The sequence below is a fragment of the Allorhizobium ampelinum S4 genome, from assembly GCF_000016285.1.
In the GTDB taxonomy this organism is placed as follows: Bacteria; Pseudomonadota; Alphaproteobacteria; order Rhizobiales; family Rhizobiaceae; genus Allorhizobium; species Allorhizobium ampelinum.
In genome coordinates this window covers 3655325-3671928 of record NC_011989.1, presented here as the reverse complement: position 1 = coordinate 3671928, position 16604 = coordinate 3655325, and the positions used below count along the sequence as shown (strand labels likewise).

General features: G+C 57.3%; 17 protein-coding genes. 7 read left to right on the top strand and 10 right to left on the bottom strand.

Annotated features, from left to right (window positions below; genetic code table 11):
• Complete coding sequence (locus AVI_RS17225; RefSeq protein ID WP_041697281.1) at positions 1–207, top strand: DUF1737 domain-containing protein; 207 nt, start codon at positions 1–3, stop codon at positions 205–207.
• 160 nt (positions 208–367) lie between these two features.
• The gene (locus AVI_RS17220) at positions 368–2095 is read left to right on the top strand and encodes a methyl-accepting chemotaxis protein (RefSeq protein WP_015917570.1); all 1728 of its coding nucleotides are present in this window, start codon (positions 368–370) and stop codon (positions 2093–2095) included.
• Between the two features lie 236 nt (positions 2096–2331).
• Here the strand turns inward: AVI_RS17220 and AVI_RS17215 are convergent, their stop codons facing one another.
• The 4 genes from AVI_RS17215 to AVI_RS17200 form a co-directional block, all read right to left on the bottom strand.
• Positions 2332–2901 (bottom strand): CarD family transcriptional regulator, encoded by a 570-nt coding sequence (locus AVI_RS17215; RefSeq protein WP_041697279.1) that lies wholly within the window; start codon positions 2899–2901, stop codon positions 2332–2334.
• Between the two features lie 733 nt (positions 2902–3634).
• Positions 3635–3973: a ferredoxin FdxA gene (gene fdxA, locus AVI_RS17210; RefSeq protein WP_041697276.1), complete on the bottom strand. Its 339-nt coding sequence runs from the start codon at positions 3971–3973 to the stop codon at positions 3635–3637.
• Between the two features lie 353 nt (positions 3974–4326).
• Entirely contained in the window at positions 4327–4728 is a 402-nt protein-coding gene (locus AVI_RS17205; RefSeq protein WP_015917567.1) for an RNA-binding S4 domain-containing protein, read from the bottom strand.
• Between the two features lie 3 nt (positions 4729–4731).
• Entirely contained in the window at positions 4732–7875 is a 3144-nt protein-coding gene (locus tag AVI_RS17200; RefSeq protein WP_015917566.1) for a helicase-related protein, read from the bottom strand.
• 463 nt (positions 7876–8338) lie between these two features.
• Between AVI_RS17200 and AVI_RS29700 the strand changes: the two genes are divergently transcribed.
• Positions 8339–8494, top strand: a complete 156-nt coding sequence (locus AVI_RS29700; protein ID WP_015917565.1) for a DUF3309 family protein — start codon at positions 8339–8341, stop codon at positions 8492–8494.
• Between the two features lie 34 nt (positions 8495–8528).
• The gene (locus AVI_RS17195; RefSeq protein ID WP_041697274.1) at positions 8529–8786 is read left to right on the top strand and encodes a YMGG-like glycine zipper-containing protein; all 258 of its coding nucleotides are present in this window, start codon (positions 8529–8531) and stop codon (positions 8784–8786) included.
• A 95-nt stretch (positions 8787–8881) separates the two neighbouring features.
• Here AVI_RS17195 and phbB read toward each other — a convergent pair whose 3' ends face one another.
• Both phbB and AVI_RS17185 read right to left on the bottom strand, forming a co-directional pair.
• Positions 8882–9607 (bottom strand): beta-ketoacyl-ACP reductase, encoded by a 726-nt coding sequence (gene phbB, locus AVI_RS17190; RefSeq protein WP_015917564.1) that lies wholly within the window; start codon positions 9605–9607, stop codon positions 8882–8884.
• A gap of 346 nt (positions 9608–9953) precedes the next feature.
• Positions 9954–11135 (bottom strand): acetyl-CoA C-acetyltransferase, encoded by a 1182-nt coding sequence (locus AVI_RS17185; protein ID WP_041697271.1) that lies wholly within the window; start codon positions 11133–11135, stop codon positions 9954–9956.
• Between the two features lie 239 nt (positions 11136–11374).
• Between AVI_RS17185 and phaR the strand changes: the two genes are divergently transcribed.
• On the top strand, positions 11375–11950 hold the full coding sequence (gene phaR / locus AVI_RS17180; protein ID WP_015917562.1) for a polyhydroxyalkanoate synthesis repressor PhaR: 576 nt from the start codon (positions 11375–11377) through the stop codon (positions 11948–11950).
• A gap of 159 nt (positions 11951–12109) precedes the next feature.
• On the opposite strand, the gene rpmF is transcribed toward phaR, so the two are convergent.
• From rpmF to mtgA, 3 genes are all read right to left on the bottom strand, one after another.
• Complete coding sequence (rpmF, locus tag AVI_RS17175; protein ID WP_007604390.1) at positions 12110–12295, bottom strand: 50S ribosomal protein L32; 186 nt, start codon at positions 12293–12295, stop codon at positions 12110–12112.
• Between the two features lie 198 nt (positions 12296–12493).
• Positions 12494–13153 (bottom strand): glutathione S-transferase family protein, encoded by a 660-nt coding sequence (locus tag AVI_RS17170; protein WP_015917561.1) that lies wholly within the window; start codon positions 13151–13153, stop codon positions 12494–12496.
• Between the two features lie 73 nt (positions 13154–13226).
• Entirely contained in the window at positions 13227–13895 is a 669-nt protein-coding gene (gene mtgA, locus AVI_RS17165) for a monofunctional biosynthetic peptidoglycan transglycosylase (RefSeq protein WP_156753161.1), read from the bottom strand.
• A gap of 286 nt (positions 13896–14181) precedes the next feature.
• On the opposite strand from mtgA, the gene AVI_RS17160 reads away from it, so the two are divergent.
• Together AVI_RS17160 and AVI_RS17155 are read left to right on the top strand one after the other, a co-directional pair.
• Positions 14182–15078: a polyprenyl synthetase family protein gene (locus AVI_RS17160; protein WP_041697267.1), complete on the top strand. Its 897-nt coding sequence runs from the start codon at positions 14182–14184 to the stop codon at positions 15076–15078.
• 88 nt (positions 15079–15166) lie between these two features.
• Positions 15167–15805 carry a LysE family translocator gene (locus tag AVI_RS17155; protein WP_015917558.1) on the top strand — a complete coding sequence of 213 codons (639 nt, stop codon included), beginning with the start codon at positions 15167–15169 and terminating at the stop codon, positions 15803–15805.
• Positions 15806–15895: 90 nt separating this feature from the next.
• Here the strand turns inward: AVI_RS17155 and AVI_RS17150 are convergent, their stop codons facing one another.
• Positions 15896–16561 (bottom strand): YiaD family glycine zipper/OmpA-like lipoprotein, encoded by a 666-nt coding sequence (locus tag AVI_RS17150; protein ID WP_015917557.1) that lies wholly within the window; start codon positions 16559–16561, stop codon positions 15896–15898.
• Between the last annotated feature and the right edge of the window lie 43 nt (positions 16562–16604).

The window sequence follows — 16604 nt, the reverse complement described above, 5'->3', positions numbered from 1 at the left end:
ATGAAAGTCTATCGTTTTCTCACCGGTCCCGACGACGCCACCTTCTGTCACCGGGTGACCGATGCCCTTAACAAGGGCTGGGAACTGCACGGCTCGCCCAGCCTGACATTCAACCCTGCCGTCAACCAGACCTTTTGCGGCCAGGCGGTGGTGAAGACCGTCGAGGGCAAGATCTATGATCCGTCCATGAAACTGGGTGAACAATAAGCCTTTAAGTCGCTGGCCGGGTGCGAAAATGCATCCGGCTGGAAGGCTGCCTTGAAGGATTGTCGTTATCTCGAATTCGATACGAATGTTTTGCAGAATTTACCTGTCATTCTTGAATTGGAGCTAATGTGCCGAAATATCGCTCTTGTGAGGTGTATTCGTGCGACCAGTTTTCAAGGCCCATTCGACCGGCAATTCCCACTCCGATTTTGAGGTGAAGCTTGCCTCCGCCCATTCGCGGATCGAGAAGTCCTTTCTCGATGGCGGCGCCGTACTGGTATCGGTGATGGATAATCTCGGCAGTCTGGTGGATAGCCTCGACCAGTTGACCGGCGTTTTGGATGGCAAGACGACGACGGATACCGTCCAGGGTCTTCGCAAGACGGTTTCCGATCTCGCCTTGCTGCCCGCACGGGCATCGGCGCGCCAGGACTCCTTCAGCCAGATCTCCGATCAATGTGCCTCGACCTATTCCCATGTCGAGGAAATGCGTGAGACCATTCGCTACCTGCGCACATTCGCCATCACCGTGAAGATAACCGGGGCGGGGCTTGCCGAATTTTCGGGCTTTGCCGATGAAATCCGTGAGCGTATCCAGTCCGGTGCCGAGGAAATCGACCGGTTTGCCGAGCAATTGGCGGGTATGCGCGGCCAGTTGGACACGGCACGGGCGTTTTCCGATGGCATCTTGTCGGATTTCAGCAACACCATTCCCACCATTGTCAGCTCGCTGACCCTAAGCTCCGACCAGTTGGCAACCCAGCACAAGACGATGGCTGGCATTGCCAATGATGTGAAAGGGCTCACCCGCGCCATTCAGGGCAAGATCGCCAACGTGCTCTCGGCCTTGCAAATTGGTGACATTACCCGTCAGCGCATTGAGCATATCCAGAGTAGCCTGGATTATCTGGAGGAATTTTTTGCGGCTGGCGGATTGCGTGACCCGGCTGAAAAAGAGGCGCTTCGTCAGGCTGTCCTGCATCTTGCCCACGCGCAATTGCAGGAATCCCTGGATGATTTCCGGCAGAAATGCACATCGATCGCCGCCAATATGTCGAGCTTTACCAGTGATGCTGCCCGCGTTCTGGCGCTGCGTGACGAATTGAATCAATCGGGCGGTGACAATGACCGCAGCCTGCTGCGCAAGATGGAAAGCGATATCAGCCATGCCTGCGCGCTTTCGGCGCGCGTACAGGACCGCAGCCATGAATCGGATGCTGTCGTCAGTTCCGTTACCCAGTCCGCTCAGGCGCTCCAGGAAGGCATTGAGACGATCCGGTCGATCAAGACCGATATTCACTATATGGCGCTGAATTCCAATCTTCGCTGCTCCCGTCTTGGTGATGCCGGCCGGTCCGTCAATGTCGTCAGTGGAGAATTGCGCACCTTTGCCGCCAAGCTGGAAACCCCAGCCGATGCTATTGTCGAGGACATGCGCTGCGTCGAAGAGGCGACGGCGTCGCTGACCCGCGACGACAATGACGACATCAACCATATTCATGAGCCGCTGAACCTCGCGCTGGATAAGATCCGCGTTGTTGCGACGGATATGGAAAAGGGTCTTGAGGCCTTTGGGGCTGAAGGTCAGCTGGTGTTCAGCCGGATCAGCGCGGCGGTGACCAAGCTTGATTTCGATGGCGAATTGGGTGGCCTGCTGCTGGATTGCCTGGCAATCGCCGACCGCGCCCGCGGGCATATGCCGTCGCTATCGGCTATTCCCGCTGCTGCGCTGCCGCTCAGCCAGAAAATCTTCGCCATCTACACGATGGCGCAGGAGCGCGATATTCATCAGCGTTTCCTGCCCTTGCAGGCTGGCTTTGACATGGTCGTAGATCAGGCCGAGGTTTTTGAAGACGACGAACAGTTGTTTGCCGGAGCATTGTTTTAGAGTCTTCCAGAGGAAAAGTGGAACCTAGTTTTCCCGAAAAGACAAATAAAAACAAGAGAGTTTAGCGTCTGTCTGGTTCAATATGAACCTGGCAGACGCTAAAGCATCGCATCGGGATCTGGACATCGATTTTCGGAAAATCTGCTGTAAAAACCAAAGCCAAAGCATCCATGGATGTGCAGAAGACATAAAAAAACCCGGCAATGCCGGGCTTTTTTATGTTGGAGTGAGCAAGCTTACGCTGCTTCTTCCTGAGTTTCGTCTTCTTCCACGGACTTGCCGCGCTTCGGGCCTTTGGCAAGATTGACTTCCACCAGCCGGACGGCTTCGGTTTCAGACATCTTGTTGACGGCGGCGATTTCACGCGCCATGCGATCCAGTGCGGCTTCATAGAGCTGACGCTCGGAATAGGACTGTTCCGGCTGGTGTTCGGCACGGAAAAGGTCGCGCACCACTTCGGCAATGGAAATCAGGTCGCCGGAATTGATTTTCGCATCATATTCCTGTGCCCGGCGTGACCACATGGTCCGCTTGACACGTGCCTTGCCCTGAACGACTTTCAAAGCCCGATCAACAAAATCGGTTTCCGAAAGCTTGCGCATTCCGATGGTGACAGCCTTGGTGACCGGCACTTTCAAACGCATTTTATCTTTATCGAAATCGATTACAAAAAGCTCAAGCTTCATGCCCGCGACTTCCTGCTCTTCAATGGCGGTAATCGTACCGACGCCATGGGCCGGATAAACGATCGCCTCACCTGTCTTGAAGCCCTGACGCGTCGAGGATTTTTTCTGCTGGGTCGTCATTCGCTCTAAAAACTCCCTGTTACTGTATCGGCGACAGCCGACCCCAGGCCGAAAGACCCGGATGAGACGGGGGAACCGTCGGGTGACTCCATGCTGATCCAGTTACGATCAAACGAATAAAAGCACATCAGCGACAGAACCGGCGAGGTTTACATGTCACAAACATAACTTTCGTGGATTTTTCGGCTTTCGCGGTAGGTTTGGGCACACAAATGCCCTCACGTGTGGATCAGTTCAATAGGCTTAACATAAAAAAGTGAGGAAATCAATATTTTGCTGCCTTGCGACAGCTTGACGGCGGAAACTGTTCTTCTTTAAGGGTGCGGTTTGACCTGTCATTGGTCAGCCTCGCCAAGGTAAAATAAAATATCTTTTAACCTATTGATTTTTTTAGAAATTCAGAAAATCGTCAAGCTGCGGTACCGATTCTTTTTGCGCGTTGACGCCGCCCAGGTCTCGCCAATTCGTTCACAATGACACGCAATTGCATGGCTGCTGTCATAAAAAACAGAAGCTGCTATGCAGTTTTATCCCAAGTCTTAAACAGGTGAAGCGGAAGGCGTTTCAAATATCTCAAATGCGGCAAGGGCTTGAGACATTTGAAAAGGAATAGGACGAGGCGATCTTCAATTTGCAGCTCATCGTCCATTGCCGCCCAATGGGCGGCACCAGGGGGCGGCGGCACCAGGGGGCGACATCCGGTATCGGGTGAGACCGCGTCGCAATTCGCCAATCAGTCGCCTGTGCCAGGCTTTTCCGAGAAATAAAGCTCGAACTTGCCTTCGACGCCATCCATTTCCTTGGCTTCGGGCAAAGCATCGCGCTTGGTGGTGATGTTTGGCCAGACCTGGGCAAACTCCGCATTGATTTTCAGCCACTTATCGAGACCCGGCTCCGTGTCCGGCTTGATGGCTTCCGCCGGACATTCCGGCTCGCATACACCGCAATCGATGCATTCATCGGGATTGATGGCCAGAAAATTCTCACCTTCGTAAAAACAGTCGACCGGGCATACTTCCACGCAATCGGTATATTTGCAGCGTATGCAGTTGTCAGTCACGATATACGTCATGCGGTACTCCAGAGATCTCTCGATGGCGAGTGCGACGCCGCGTCTTGCAGGAACGGATTAGGCAAGGAAAAATCGACTGTCCCATATCATGCACAGCTTTTTCCACAAGGGCAGTGAGCTACTGCTTTCCAGAACTGTTAGCAAGGATAAATCATCCCTATCTCGATGCGATAGAGGTCGATTTTCCTAGTGTCGCGTCAGGCGACTCTTAAACCAGACCGGCCAGCTCTGATACCAGGCTTGAAGATACAGCGTATGCTCGCCTTCCGCAGATTTCGAATATCTCCAATGCATCAAAGGCTTGAGATATTCGAAAATGGAAAACGGCCGGTCATTTTCGGTGGCCCTTCGTGTCAATCGTCGCCATCCATCAGGCGGTCCACTTGCCGGCGCTCGCGCTTGCTCGGACGGCCTGAGCCGGGAAGTCTTTGTGCCTGTTCGAAAGCGGTCATGGCGTCTCGGGGCGGGCGCGGCGGTGACTGGTCTTCATAGAGCAGTTTCGCCTGCTCGTAAGGGCCGCGATGCGTGCCGGGCTGGCGAACGACAAGTTTCATGTCGTGATTTGGAAGGGTGATATCCAGCACGTCGCCGGGCCGGACAATGATGCTGGGCTGCTTGCCCGGTTTGCCATTGACCCGTACCCGGCCCGAGACGATCTGCTGCTGGGCCAGCGTTCGGGATTTGAAAATTCGCGCAAAAAACAGCCACTTGTCGATCCGTTGAGAGGGTCCGGCGAGTGGCTGTTGTTCGCTCATGGCTTACTTCTTCATCTGCTCCTTCAAGGCAGCCAGTTTGGCGAAAGGAGAATCCGGATCGATCGGCTTTTCCTTGCGTGGCGGCTTTGCCTCGAAACGCTGCGGCTGGGTTGATTTTGTGTCCCTGTCGCGGTCTTTACGCGGACCGCGATCATCGCGGTCGCCCCGGTTTGCGTGCTTGTCGCGGTTGCCGTCCCGGTCGCGGGGCTTGCCGTGATGGCCACCCTCGCGGCGCTTGTCGTCGCGGTCACGTCCACCTTCTGTACGGGCACCTTCGGTACGAGCGTCCGGCTTCTGCTCGCCCTGCTGCGGGGCGCGCTTTGCACCCTGCGGACGGCGGTCGCCCTGTTGTGGACGTCCGGCCTGGCGCTGGTTGTCGTTGCGTCCACCAGGACGCCACAGCAGAACCGGCTTGGGTTCGGTTGGTCCTTCCGGATTGGCAAGAAGGTCAGCGGATGGAGCCTCGGTCGCTGCAACTTCGGCCTCTTTGACCTCCGCCGATGCTTCTGTCGTTGCTTCGGCGCTGATCTCAGCATTTGGAACGGTCTCGAGCACTGCCGGTTCAGCAGCGACAGTTTCCGTCGCTGAGGCTTCACCATGCTGATCCGCATCGTCTTCGTCGGTTTTTTCGACGCTTTCGGCTGTCTGCGTTGGTGCATTGGCAGCTGCTGCGGCAGGCTTGTCATCCTGGGTGCCAAGGAAGGCCTGGGCCTCTTCTGCCTTGACCGCATCGGCGCGGTAGCCGAGGCCTTTCAGGATTTCTTCCATGTCATCGGGTGTCGCACCGAGGATGGAGAGCATGGCCGTGGTAGTGGTGAAGCGGCGGCCATCGTAAGCCCCGTCCGGGCGCGGCGTGGTGCCCGGCTTCCATTGCAACAATGGACGGATCAGATCCGCCAACCGCTCCAGAATATCGATGCGCACGGCCCGCTTGCCCAGGAAGCGGAAGCCCGCCAGCTTATAGAAATTGCGCTCAAAGCTCGGATCAGTCACCACTGAGGTGCGGCCTGCGGCCAGAACCGGAATGAGATCGCCATAGCCTGGCTTGTCCAGGCCATCGTTCTTCAAGGCCCAGAGCAGGGTGATCAGCTCGGCCGGTGCTGGCTTCAACAGGGCTGGCATGAAGATGTGATAGGCGCCGAAGCGCACGCCGTAGCGGCGCATGGAGGCGCGTGCATCCTGGTCCAGCGACTTGACCTCTTCGGTGACGTCGCGGCGGAACAGAATTCCAAGCCCTTCCACCAGCTGGAAGGCCAATCCCTTGGAGAGGCCCTGCAAGTCCTCGGCCCGCGACAGATCGTCGAGTGGCTTCAGAATGGTCGAGATATGATGATTGACGAAGCGCTCGATGCGGGCGACGACGTGCTCGCGCGCATTGCCGCTCAGCGGTTCGTCCGCCAGCAGCAGAATGCGGGGGCGCATGATGTGATCCGAGCCGGTCAGCCGGGCGACGGGATCACCCAGCCACCGGACGAGACCGTCGGAACTGAGCGCCAGATCCCCATTGCCCGAAGCATGCAATCTTGCAGCCCGCGCTTCGAATTCCAGGCCAAGCGCCTTTTGGGCAGCAGTTTGCACCGCCTTGGCGTCCGGCCCCTCGGTTCCAGAGATCGGCGTAAACCGGAATCCGGAGAGTTGGCCCACGTGATGTCCCTCAACGAAGACATCACCGTTCACACTGATTTCAGCTTCCAGCATCCCATTCTCTCTCAAGCGCTTCATAAGCACAGATGTCCTGCGATCAACAAAGCGTTTCGTCAACCTTTCATGTAACGCGTCAGACAATCGATCTTCGATTTCCCGCGTCTTTTCTTGCCAGTGTGTCGGATCGGCAAGCCAACCTGGCCGGTTCGACACATACGTCCAAGTTCGGATCTGCGCAATGCGCGCAGAAAGAGTATCTATCTCGCCGTCTGTCCGGTCGGAGCGATGCACCTGCTCTGCCATGAAATCTTCGTTCACACTACCGTGCCGGGCAAGGTCGGAATAGAGGGTAAGAATCAGATCGGCATGTTGTGCCGGGGTAATTCGCCGATAATCCGGTAATGCGCAGGCATCCCACAGCAGCGAGACGCGATTTGGCGACGAAGCAAGGTCCTGGACTTCCGGATAGCGGGCCAGATAATCTAGCGCCTGCTGATCGATTGCTGGCAGCGCCCGCACCAGTCCCGCCACCTTAGGGGCGGCATCGAGGCTGCGGCGCAGGTTGGCAATCGAGGAAAAATCGAATTGGGCGGTGCGCCATTGCAGCACCTTGACCGGATCGAAATGATGGCTTTGCAACCGTTCCACCAGTTCCGGCTCAAAGGGATCGACCCGTCCTGTGACGCCGAACGTGCCATCTTTCAGATGGCGTCCGGCGCGCCCGGCAATCTGGCCCAGTTCTCCGGGATTGAGATTGCGGAACTGATAGCCATCGAACTTGCGGTCCTGGGCAAAGGCAACATGATCGACATCGAGGTTCAGGCCCATGCCGATCGCATCGGTCGCCACAAGATATTCGACATCGCCGGACTGATAGAGGCCGACCTGGGCATTGCGGGTGCGCGGGCTGAGTGCGCCGAGCACCACAGCCGCCCCGCCGCGCTGGCGACGGATCAATTCGGCAATGGAATACACCTCGTCGGCGGAGAAGGCGACGATTGCCGTGCGCTGCGGCAGCCGGGTGATCTTCTTTTCGCCAGCATAAAACAGCTGCGACAGGCGTGGACGCTCAACGACAGTAATACCCGGCAGAAGATGCTGAAGGATCGGCTTCATGGTCGCCGAGCCTAGCAACAGGGTTTCCTCGCGTCCGCGCAGATGCAAAAGCCGGTCGGTAAAAATATGGCCGCGCTCGAGATCGCCCGCCAACTGGATTTCATCAATGGCCACGAACGCGACTTTGGTCTCGCGCGGCAGCGCTTCGACGGTGCAGACAGAAAACCGTGTATTGGGCGGGGTGATCTTTTCCTCGCCCGTGATGAGGGCGACATGCGCCGCGCCGACCCGCTCGACCAGCCTGGTGTAAACTTCGCGCGCCAGCAGCCGTAAAGGCAGGCCGATCATACCTGACCCATGGGCAACCATGCGCTCGATGGCATAATGGGTCTTGCCCGTATTGGTCGGCCCCAGCACAGCAATCACGCTGCGGCCGCTCAGGATCATGGGTTGCGAAGTCAAATCGTCGCTCCGGACTGCACTGTCAAAAGAAGATGGCAACAGCCTATCTTCCTTCGGGACCACACATGGCGATGCCTTGGCGCAAAGGCAAGAAAAGAATTGCCCTGGAGCTGCTTTTCCGGTTCCAGAGGCGAATAGGAGGGAAATAACCTCCGGTTGTGGTGTATTTTGGTTGTTTTGCGCGCCGGGCTTTGATTCGGAACAGCTAAAGAACGAATCGGCGACGAATCACTGACTCCTCCTCTTTCATGTTTTGTTCCAAGCTTCATCTTGTGGGTCACTGGCCTGAGGCGAGCAAGATGATGGAGGCCACTTACAACCGAAAACAGTGCCGGTGTTTGAAACAGTGCCTTGTAGAGGAAAGGGCAGACCGGGTGGAACAATACAGGACCAGGATCATTATAGGGTCACATGAATTAAGACATGCTGAAAAGTAAAGGGAAACACCATGCTAGGCACAATTCTCGTCATCATCCTCATATTGTTGCTGCTTGGGGCGCTTCCGACTTGGGGTCATAGCCGCAACTGGGGCTATGGTCCGTCCGGCGGCTTGGGTTTGGTTGTGGTCATCATCATTATTCTGCTGCTTATGGGCCGTATCTGACGGTTATCCAGGCCAGGAAGAAGAGGAAGTTTTTATGAAAAAGACAGTGATTGCAGTCGCCATGCTCTTGCCGATGATTGCGTCTTGTACGCCGACGGAGCGCGGTGCCTCGATTGGTGCAGCATCCGGCGCGGTCATCGGTGGTGTTGCTACCAATTCGGTTGGTGGTGCTGCGGTGGGTGCCGTCGGCGGTGGTGTGATTGGCGCTTTGATTGGCCAGTCAACAGAGCGTCGTGGCTACTGCGTTTACCGTGACCGTTACGGTCGCCAATACGAGCGCCGCTGCCGCTAAGCGGCATAGATTTGAATGCGAAAAGCCGCCGGAGCGATCCGGCGGCTTTTGTTTGTTGGGATAAGGCAATAGCGGGTGGAGCAAAGCCGATGCAGTCAGACGAAGAATTGGCCACCATTGGCGGAAATCGTTGAGCCGGTGATGAAACCGGCGTCATCGGACGCGAGAAACACCACGATACGGGCAATTTCCTCCGGTTCGCCGAGGCGTCCGACTGGAATTTGCGGAATGATCCGCTCGTTCAAGACTTTTTCCGGGATCGCCCGGACCATTTCCGTGCCGATATAGCCCGGGCAAATGGCGTTAACGGTAATATTCTTCGCCGCACCTTCCTGGGCAAGCGCCTTGGTAAAGCCGAGATCGCCAGCCTTGGCGGCAGAATAATTGGCTTGGCCCATCTGGCCCTTCTGGCCGTTGATGGAGGAAATGTTGATGACGCGGCCAAAGCTGCGGTCGCGCATGCCCGTCCAGACCGGGTGGGTGACATTGAACAGACCGCTCAGATTGGTGCCGATCACATCGTTCCACTGCTCAGGCGTCATTTTATGGAACATGGCATCACGGGTAATGCCAGCGTTGTTGACCAGGATTTCAACCGGCCCGAGGGCCGCCTCGACGGTAGCAATGCCCTGCTTGCAAGCCTCGTAGGAGGAGACGTCCCATTTAAAGACCGGAATGCCGGTTTCGGCTTCAAATGCCTTTGCGGCCTCGTCATTGCCAGCATAATTGGCGGCAACCGTATATCCAGCTGCCTTCAATGCCGTTGAAATTGCTGCGCCGATGCCACGTGTTCCGCCGGTTACCAAAGCTACCCTGCTCATTCCAGTCTCCTCTCAATAAGTGTTTTCTTGTGTTACGTCTCTCCGTTACCCTAGGGGGCAAGGAGTGACATCCCCCAATTCAATGGGTGTTTCTGCGAAATACACAGAGAACGCCAGTCACTACGGTTTGACGCCGGAAACATTGAACTGGAATGATGCAGGTAAAATATGGCCGGATCGGTTCCCGGCTCGTTTATTGTCTTGGCGGTGCGCATGCGGTCCGCCGCTGAAACCAGTTCCGTTGATTCCATCCGGTAAAAGAAAAGGGTGGCGATCAGGCGATACCCTCACCGTTTACGATATCAGAAGCCCGATGGTTCCCCATCGGGCTTCTGGCTCGATAGGCTCAGAGACCTTCGATGCACATGGCAACGCCCATGCCACCACCGATGCACAGGGTCGCCAGACCCTTCTTTGCGCCGCGCCGTTTCATTTCAAACAGCAGGGTGTTGAGAATACGGGCACCAGACGCCCCGACCGGGTGGCCGATGGCAATGGCGCCGCCATTGACATTGACGATTGACGTATCCCAGCCAAGATCCTTGTTGACGGCGCAGGCCTGGGCGGCAAAGGCTTCGTTGGCCTCGACGAGATCGAGATCGTTCACGCTCCAGCCAGCCTTTTCAAGCGCCTTGCGGGATGCGGGGATCGGACCTGTGCCCATGATCTTCGGATCGACGCCAGCTGTGGCCCAGGAGGCGATGCGCGCCAATGGCTGGATGCCGCGACGGACGGCTTCAGCTTCGGTCATCAGCAGGGCGGCGGCGGCTCCGTCATTAATGCCAGATGCATTCCCGGCGGTGACGGTGCCTTCCTTGTCGAAAGCGGGACGCAGCTTGGTCATGCTGTCCAGGGTCGCACCTGCGCGGATATATTCATCGGCATCGACGATCACATCGCCCTTGCGGCCTGGCACAGTGACCGGGACGATTTCGTCCTTGAACCGACCTGCGGCCTGGGCGGCTTCAGCCTTGTTTTGCGAGGCAACCGCAAAGGCGTCCTGCTCATCGCGGGTCAACTGCCACTGGCGGGCAACATTTTCGGCGGTGACACCCATGTGATAGCCGTAGAAGGCATCGGTCAGGCCGTCCTTGATCATGGTGTCGATCATTTTCATGTCGCCCATCTTGGTGCCGGCGCGCAAATGGGCGCAGTGGGGAGCAAGCGACATGGATTCCTGGCCGCCAGCAATGATGATGGAGGCGTCGCCGGTGGCGATCTGCTGCATGCCGAGTGCCACGGCGCGCAGGCCGGAGCCGCAGAGCTGGTTTAGGCCCCAGGCAGTTTTTTCCTGCGGAATGCCAGCCTTCATGGCGGCCTGGCGGGCGGGGTTCTGGCCCTGGCCGGCGGTCAGGATTTGGCCGAGGATCACTTCGTCGACTTCGGCGGCCTCAATGCCGGCGCGTTCCAGCACGGCCTTGATCGCGGTCGCACCCAGATCATGCGCGGCAACGTTGGCAAATGCCCCGTTGAAAGAGCCAACTGCCGTTCGAGCCGCGCTGGCAATGACGATGGAAGGCGTAGACATGGGTATCTCCTCGATAGTGTTCTTTGCTGCGGCTGAGACTGTCAAAGCTTCCCTGAGAAGTCAAACTCAAAGCATTGGGAAATTTCAGTCTTTGGTTGCATTTCAGCGGATGGCTATCGCTGCTTTCGATAGCGCAATCCCGCGACGCACAAAGAGATTGTCACGCCCGTCGATTTGCGATTACACTTCCCTCTCAGGGAAGAGCAATAATAACGACATAAGCCGGGTTAGGAGACACAATGGCCAAGACCGATGGCGAAATCATCATTAAGAAATATGCCAATCGCCGCCTCTACAACACGGGGACCAGTACCTATGTAACGCTGGAAGATCTGGCCAAGATGGTAAAAAAGGGCGAGGAGTTCACCGTGCAGGATGCAAAATCCGGCGAGGATATTACCCATTCTGTCCTGACCCAGATTATTTTCGAGCAGGAAGCCAAGACCACCAATACGTTGCTGCCGATTTCCTTCCTGCGCCAGTTGATCAGCTATTATGGCGATCAGATGCAGATGGTGGTGCCAAGCTTTCTCGAACATTCGATGAAAGCCTTTACCGAGCAGCAATCCCAGATGCGCGACCAGATGACCCGCGCTTTTGGTGAGACACCGCTTGCCAAGAATTTACAGGCGCCGATCCAGCTGATGGAGGAGCAGGTCAAGCGCAATACCGAGATGTTCCATCAGGCCATGCAGATGTTTTCGCCCTTCATGACGCCGACGCCAGCACGCGAGACGAAGCGGCCGGAAACCAAGGATATCGACGATCTGAAGGAGCAGTTGCGCAATCTGCAAACCAAGCTCGATAAGCTCTGACAACTGGTGCCGCAACGGCGTTGTGCAGGGGTGTTTTCCTGCACCGCGCGGTTTGTAATATCTGTAAAAGACGCTGCAAGCAGGCGGTTTAATCAAAAAATGGCAAAGAAAAAGGCCGGAAAAACCGGCCTTTTTTATATAGTCAGATAGAAAAAGCGCTTATGCGCTTTCCTTCGGCGTCAGAACCTGACGGCCGCGATACATGCCGGTCTTCAGGTCGATATGGTGCGGACGGCGCAGTTCGCCGGAATTCTTGTCTTCGACATAGGTCGGAGCCTTCAGACCGTCGGCAGAACGGCGCATACCGCGCTTGGACGGGCTTGTTTTTCTTTTTGGTACAGCCATTTCAATTACTCCACGTGACGGTCGAAAACCGATGAAACGGCCCTTTTGGAGCCGCACAATCACTCATCCGATCTTCGAATTTGGCGGCCTTATACATGCCGCCCAGGGGTTTGACCAGTCCCCGGCGGGATTTTTTTGACATCGTGCGGTCGCAAAACGTCGCCTCTGCCCGGCCTTTGCAGGCATCGAGCAATCGGTTCAGGCTTCGTCCTCCGGCACGATCCAGGGTTCGGCCAGGGCAGCATCGCGCCACTTGATCCAGGCGGGATGGGCCTGCATGCGATCCATATAGGCAAGACTAACCGGATCAGAGGTCAGTTGATAGGCTGAAAAACGGTTGACCACAGGTGCATACATGGCATCCGCAGCGCTGAAGGCACCAAACAGGAAAGGACCGCCGGAACGGGCCAATTGCTCGCGCCAGATGGTTTCGATGCGGGAGACATCCGCCATCACGGCTGCCTGTGTCTCAGGGCTGAAGGCAAGCGCCTGTGGCGGGCGACGGAAATTCATCGGGCAGGCATTGCGCAAGGCCCGGAAGCCAGCCAGCATTTCGAGCGAAATTGCTCGAGCAACAGCCCGGTCCGACTGCGCCGATGGCCAGATACCGGCATTGGGGAAAAGCTCCGCAGCATATTCGATAATGGCCAGCGATTCCCAGACCTTCACATCCCCATGCACAAGGACTGGCACCTGGCCGGTCGGGGATATCGCCTTGATGCCCGGATTGCCGGCTGGAAAGTCGAAGCGGATCAGCACCTCTTTGAAGTCGATCCCGGCTGCGGTCAGAGCGATCCAGGGCCGGAACGACCAGGAGGAATAATTCTTATTGGCAATATAAAGGGTTAGGTCCGTCATCGGTTTTATCTCCTGAAATGTCCGGCAATTCTAACCGGAGCATACAGCTCAAAGCCAATGCCAAGTTTTGACATCACTTATCAATGCAGCTGATATATGGATCGGCACCCCGGGCGCGGCGCTCCACCATGGCAGCGAGCCGTCGTAGACCGGGGCCCGGTTTACCGGCATTCCGGTCGATGGGATTTGGCAGCGAAACGGCGAGCAGGGCGGCCTGACGGGCTGAAAGCCGGGCGGCGGGGATTTTGAAATGGTGGAGTGCTGCGGCCTCAGCGCCGTAAATTCCAGGACCCCATTCGGCGATATTGAGGTAAATCTCCATCGTTCGGCGTTTCGACCAGACCTTGTCGGCGGTCAGTGCCAGGGGGATTTCCATGCCCTTGCGGATAAAGGACCGGCTGTTCCACAAAAACAGGTTCTTCACCGTCTGCATGGTGATGGTGCTGGCGCCACGGGTTTCCTCGCCGTCCAGCGCATCGTCGATCACCGAGCGCATCTGCACCCAGTCAACGCCGCTATGGCTACAGAATTGCCCGTCCTCCGACATCATCACCGCGCGGATCAGGTTCGGCGATATGCGCTCCAGCGGCACCCATTGCCGGTCATAGCCACGAAACACAACGAGATCGGCCAGCATCAAGGTGGAAGGGGGGTGAATGAAGGGCAGCAGATAGAGCGCCATCAGTGCGAAAGGCAAAAGGGCAACAGCAAGCAGTGCCTTGGCTATTCGATGCAGCACCAGCCGCCGGTCTCCTTTTTCGCCCTCCTGGTCGAGGTGCTCGTCTTGTCCGGGCACAGTCGCGTCCAGAGGGTCGATAGCATCAGGTGCGTTGTCCGTCGTCAATCCTGTCACCTGCCCCGACGCCTGCTTGATTTGCGCATTTGTTTTCTTAGCCGTGAATAAGGCTAAGCGCTAGACCAAGGCCATTTGGCGGACCGATACCCCACAGATAGTCCTCAATACTCATTGTATCTTGCACCTTCTGGGGGCGCATGGCAAAGAGCAGCCGGCAAACCTGAGGCATGCGATGTTTGACGATCATCTCCGCGATACAGCCACGCGCATCCAGGCGCTGCTGACCGAGCTTTTGCAACCTGAGCCTCTATCGGATGAAATCGCCAGGCCGGGTCAATTGCTGGCGGCAATGCGCCATGCCGTGCTGAACGGCGGCAAGCGGCTACGGCCATTTCTGGTGGTGGAAAGCGCTCGGCTATTTCATGGCCAGGACGATGCCGCCTTGCGGGTTGGAGCGGCGCTGGAATGCCTGCATTGCTACTCTCTCGTGCATGATGATCTGCCCGCCATGGATGACGACGATCTGCGTCGTGGCCAGCCAACTGTGCATATCGCCTTTGACGAGGCGACGGCCATTCTGGCCGGTGACAGCCTGCTGACTTTTGCCTTTGAGATCATTGCCTCACCACAAACCACATTGCCGGACGCTGCCAAGACCGCGCTGGTTCTGGCGTTGGCGCGGGCTGCCGGGCTTGGCGGCATGGCGGGCGGGCAGGCGCTGGATCTGGCCGCGGAGAAACACGCTCCGGACGAGGTCGGCATCGTCACATTGCAGGCGATGAAAACCGGCGCACTGTTGCGCTTCGCCTGCGAGGCTGGACCAGTGATTGCCGGGGCATCGAACGAGGACCGGGAGCGGCTTCGCCAGTTCGGCGAGTTGATCGGTCGGGCTTTCCAGCTTGCCGACGATCTCCTCGATTTGACGGCTGATGCTGCGACCATGGGCAAGGCGACGGGCAAGGATGCCGGGCGCGGCAAGGGGACACTCGTCGCCCTCAAGGGCCAGGCCTGGGCGGAAGCCGAGCTGGATCGGCTGGTCGATCAGGCGGTCGCGTTGCTGTCTCCCTATGGCGAACGCGCCGCAGTGTTGATGGCTGCCGCCCGTTTTGTCGCCAATCGCAAGAATTGAATTGCCACTGTGACAGGTTTTCAGGTGCGGATTGCGGTTTGATGTTTTAGGGCTCAGGGACCGTTATTCTCTCCTGAAAGCGCCTGACATGATTGCCGATCATTTTGCGCCGTTTTTCTCCGCCTATCTCGTCTATCTGGTGGCGGTGATCAGTCCCGGCCCGGCCAATATGGCGATTATCTCGACGGCCATATCGCAAGGGCGCCGGTCGGGTCTGGTAATTGCGCTTGGCATATTTGCAGGTTCTTTTACCTGGGCCATGGCTGCGTCCTTTGGCCTTGCCGCGTTGCTGCATCATTACGGCCAGGCCCTCATCCTGTTGAAAATCGCCGGCGGGCTTTATCTTTTCTATCTCGCCATCAAGGCCGGAGTGTCTGCCTTGCGAAAACAACAGCCTGCCGGGGAGCAGGTCGAGGCGGTCAAGCGGGACCGTTATGGGTCAATCTTTCTGCGTGGCTATCTCATTCACTTGACCAATCCAAAAGCGATTTTCGGTTGGCTGGCGATTATTTCTCTAGGCGTGCCAGTGGATGCCTCACTGGGGTCCGTGGTGCTCGTGGTCGGTGGATGTCTGGTGACCGGGTTTTCAGTCTTCTGCGGCTATGCTCTGGTGTTTTCGACCGCCCGGGCCGTGCATGTCTATCGGGCCAGCAGGCGCTATGTGGATGGCGTTCTGGCGCTTCTGTTCGGTGCGGCGGGCGTGAAAATGCTAACAACCAGCTTGTGATAGGGCTGCTTGTGACAGGCCAGCCTTTAACAAGAAAGCCGCCTTTCGGCGGCTTTCTTTGTTTCGACTGGGCTGCGGCCTTGGCTGCGATCAATTGTCCTTGAGCGGCGAAATCGCCACTTCGACGCGACGGTTCTGAGCGCGGCCTTGTGGCGTGGCGTTGGTGGCAATCGGCTGGCTGGGGCCAAAGCCCATGGCCGACATGCGGCGCGGATCGACGCCCTGCGAGCCGAGATAGTTCAGCACCGATTCGGCGCGGCGCTGCGACAGATCCTGATTGTGCTGCAAGCCGCCGGTCGAGTCGGTATGACCGTTGACATCGACCAGGGTGCGGTTGAACTTTTTCAGCACGATGGCGACCGAATTCAGCGTTGGATAGAACGGCGGCAACACCTGATCCTGATCGGTCGGGAAAGTGATGTTGGACGGCATGTTGAGGATGATCCGGTCGCCTTGGCGGGTGACGGACACGCCGGTGCCCTGAAGCTGGGCGCGCAGTTCGGCTTCCTGATTGTCCATGTAACTGCCAATGGCGCCGCCTGCCAGCGCACCGATGCCAGCGCCGATCAGGGCGGCATTGCGCTTGCCGTGGCCGCCGCCGCCGACCGCCAGGCCGCCGAGCGCGCCCAGGCCCGCGCCAATCATCGCGCCACCGGCGGTGTTCGACATTTTCTGTTCGCCCGTATAGGGGTCTGTGGTGGTGCAGGCACTCAGATAGGTAGCAGTCAGGGCAAGAAGGATGAATTTCTTCAGCATCGGGATAGGGCTCCGTAGGTTCATTTCATCCTGAACATAGCAA

Bases quoted from the DNA above. Each gene is read 5' to 3' on its own strand.
- AVI_RS17225 (WP_041697281.1), top strand. From the start codon at position 1: ATGAAAGTCTATCGTTTTCTCACCGGTCCCGACGACGCCACCTTCTGT.
- AVI_RS17215 (WP_041697279.1), bottom strand. From the start codon at position 2,901: ATGACGACCCAGCAGAAAAAATCCTCGACGCGTCAGGGCTTCAAGACA.
- fdxA (WP_041697276.1), bottom strand. From the start codon at position 3,973: ATGACGTATATCGTGACTGACAACTGCATACGCTGCAAATATACCGAT.
- AVI_RS17205 (WP_015917567.1), bottom strand. From the start codon at position 4,728: ATGAGCGAACAACAGCCACTCGCCGGACCCTCTCAACGGATCGACAAG.
- AVI_RS17200 (WP_015917566.1), bottom strand. From the start codon at position 7,875: ATGATCCTGAGCGGCCGCAGCGTGATTGCTGTGCTGGGGCCGACCAAT.
- AVI_RS29700 (WP_015917565.1), top strand. From the start codon at position 8,339: ATGCTAGGCACAATTCTCGTCATCATCCTCATATTGTTGCTGCTTGGG.
- AVI_RS17195 (WP_041697274.1), top strand. From the start codon at position 8,529: ATGAAAAAGACAGTGATTGCAGTCGCCATGCTCTTGCCGATGATTGCG.
- phbB (WP_015917564.1), bottom strand. From the start codon at position 9,607: ATGAGCAGGGTAGCTTTGGTAACCGGCGGAACACGTGGCATCGGCGCA.
- AVI_RS17185 (WP_041697271.1), bottom strand. From the start codon at position 11,135: ATGTCTACGCCTTCCATCGTCATTGCCAGCGCGGCTCGAACGGCAGTT.
- phaR (WP_015917562.1), top strand. From the start codon at position 11,375: ATGGCCAAGACCGATGGCGAAATCATCATTAAGAAATATGCCAATCGC.
- rpmF (WP_007604390.1), bottom strand. From the start codon at position 12,295: ATGGCTGTACCAAAAAGAAAAACAAGCCCGTCCAAGCGCGGTATGCGC.
- AVI_RS17170 (WP_015917561.1), bottom strand. From the start codon at position 13,153: ATGACGGACCTAACCCTTTATATTGCCAATAAGAATTATTCCTCCTGG.
- AVI_RS17160 (WP_041697267.1), top strand. From the start codon at position 14,182: ATGTTTGACGATCATCTCCGCGATACAGCCACGCGCATCCAGGCGCTG.
- AVI_RS17155 (WP_015917558.1), top strand. From the start codon at position 15,167: ATGATTGCCGATCATTTTGCGCCGTTTTTCTCCGCCTATCTCGTCTAT.
- AVI_RS17150 (WP_015917557.1), bottom strand. From the start codon at position 16,561: ATGCTGAAGAAATTCATCCTTCTTGCCCTGACTGCTACCTATCTGAGT.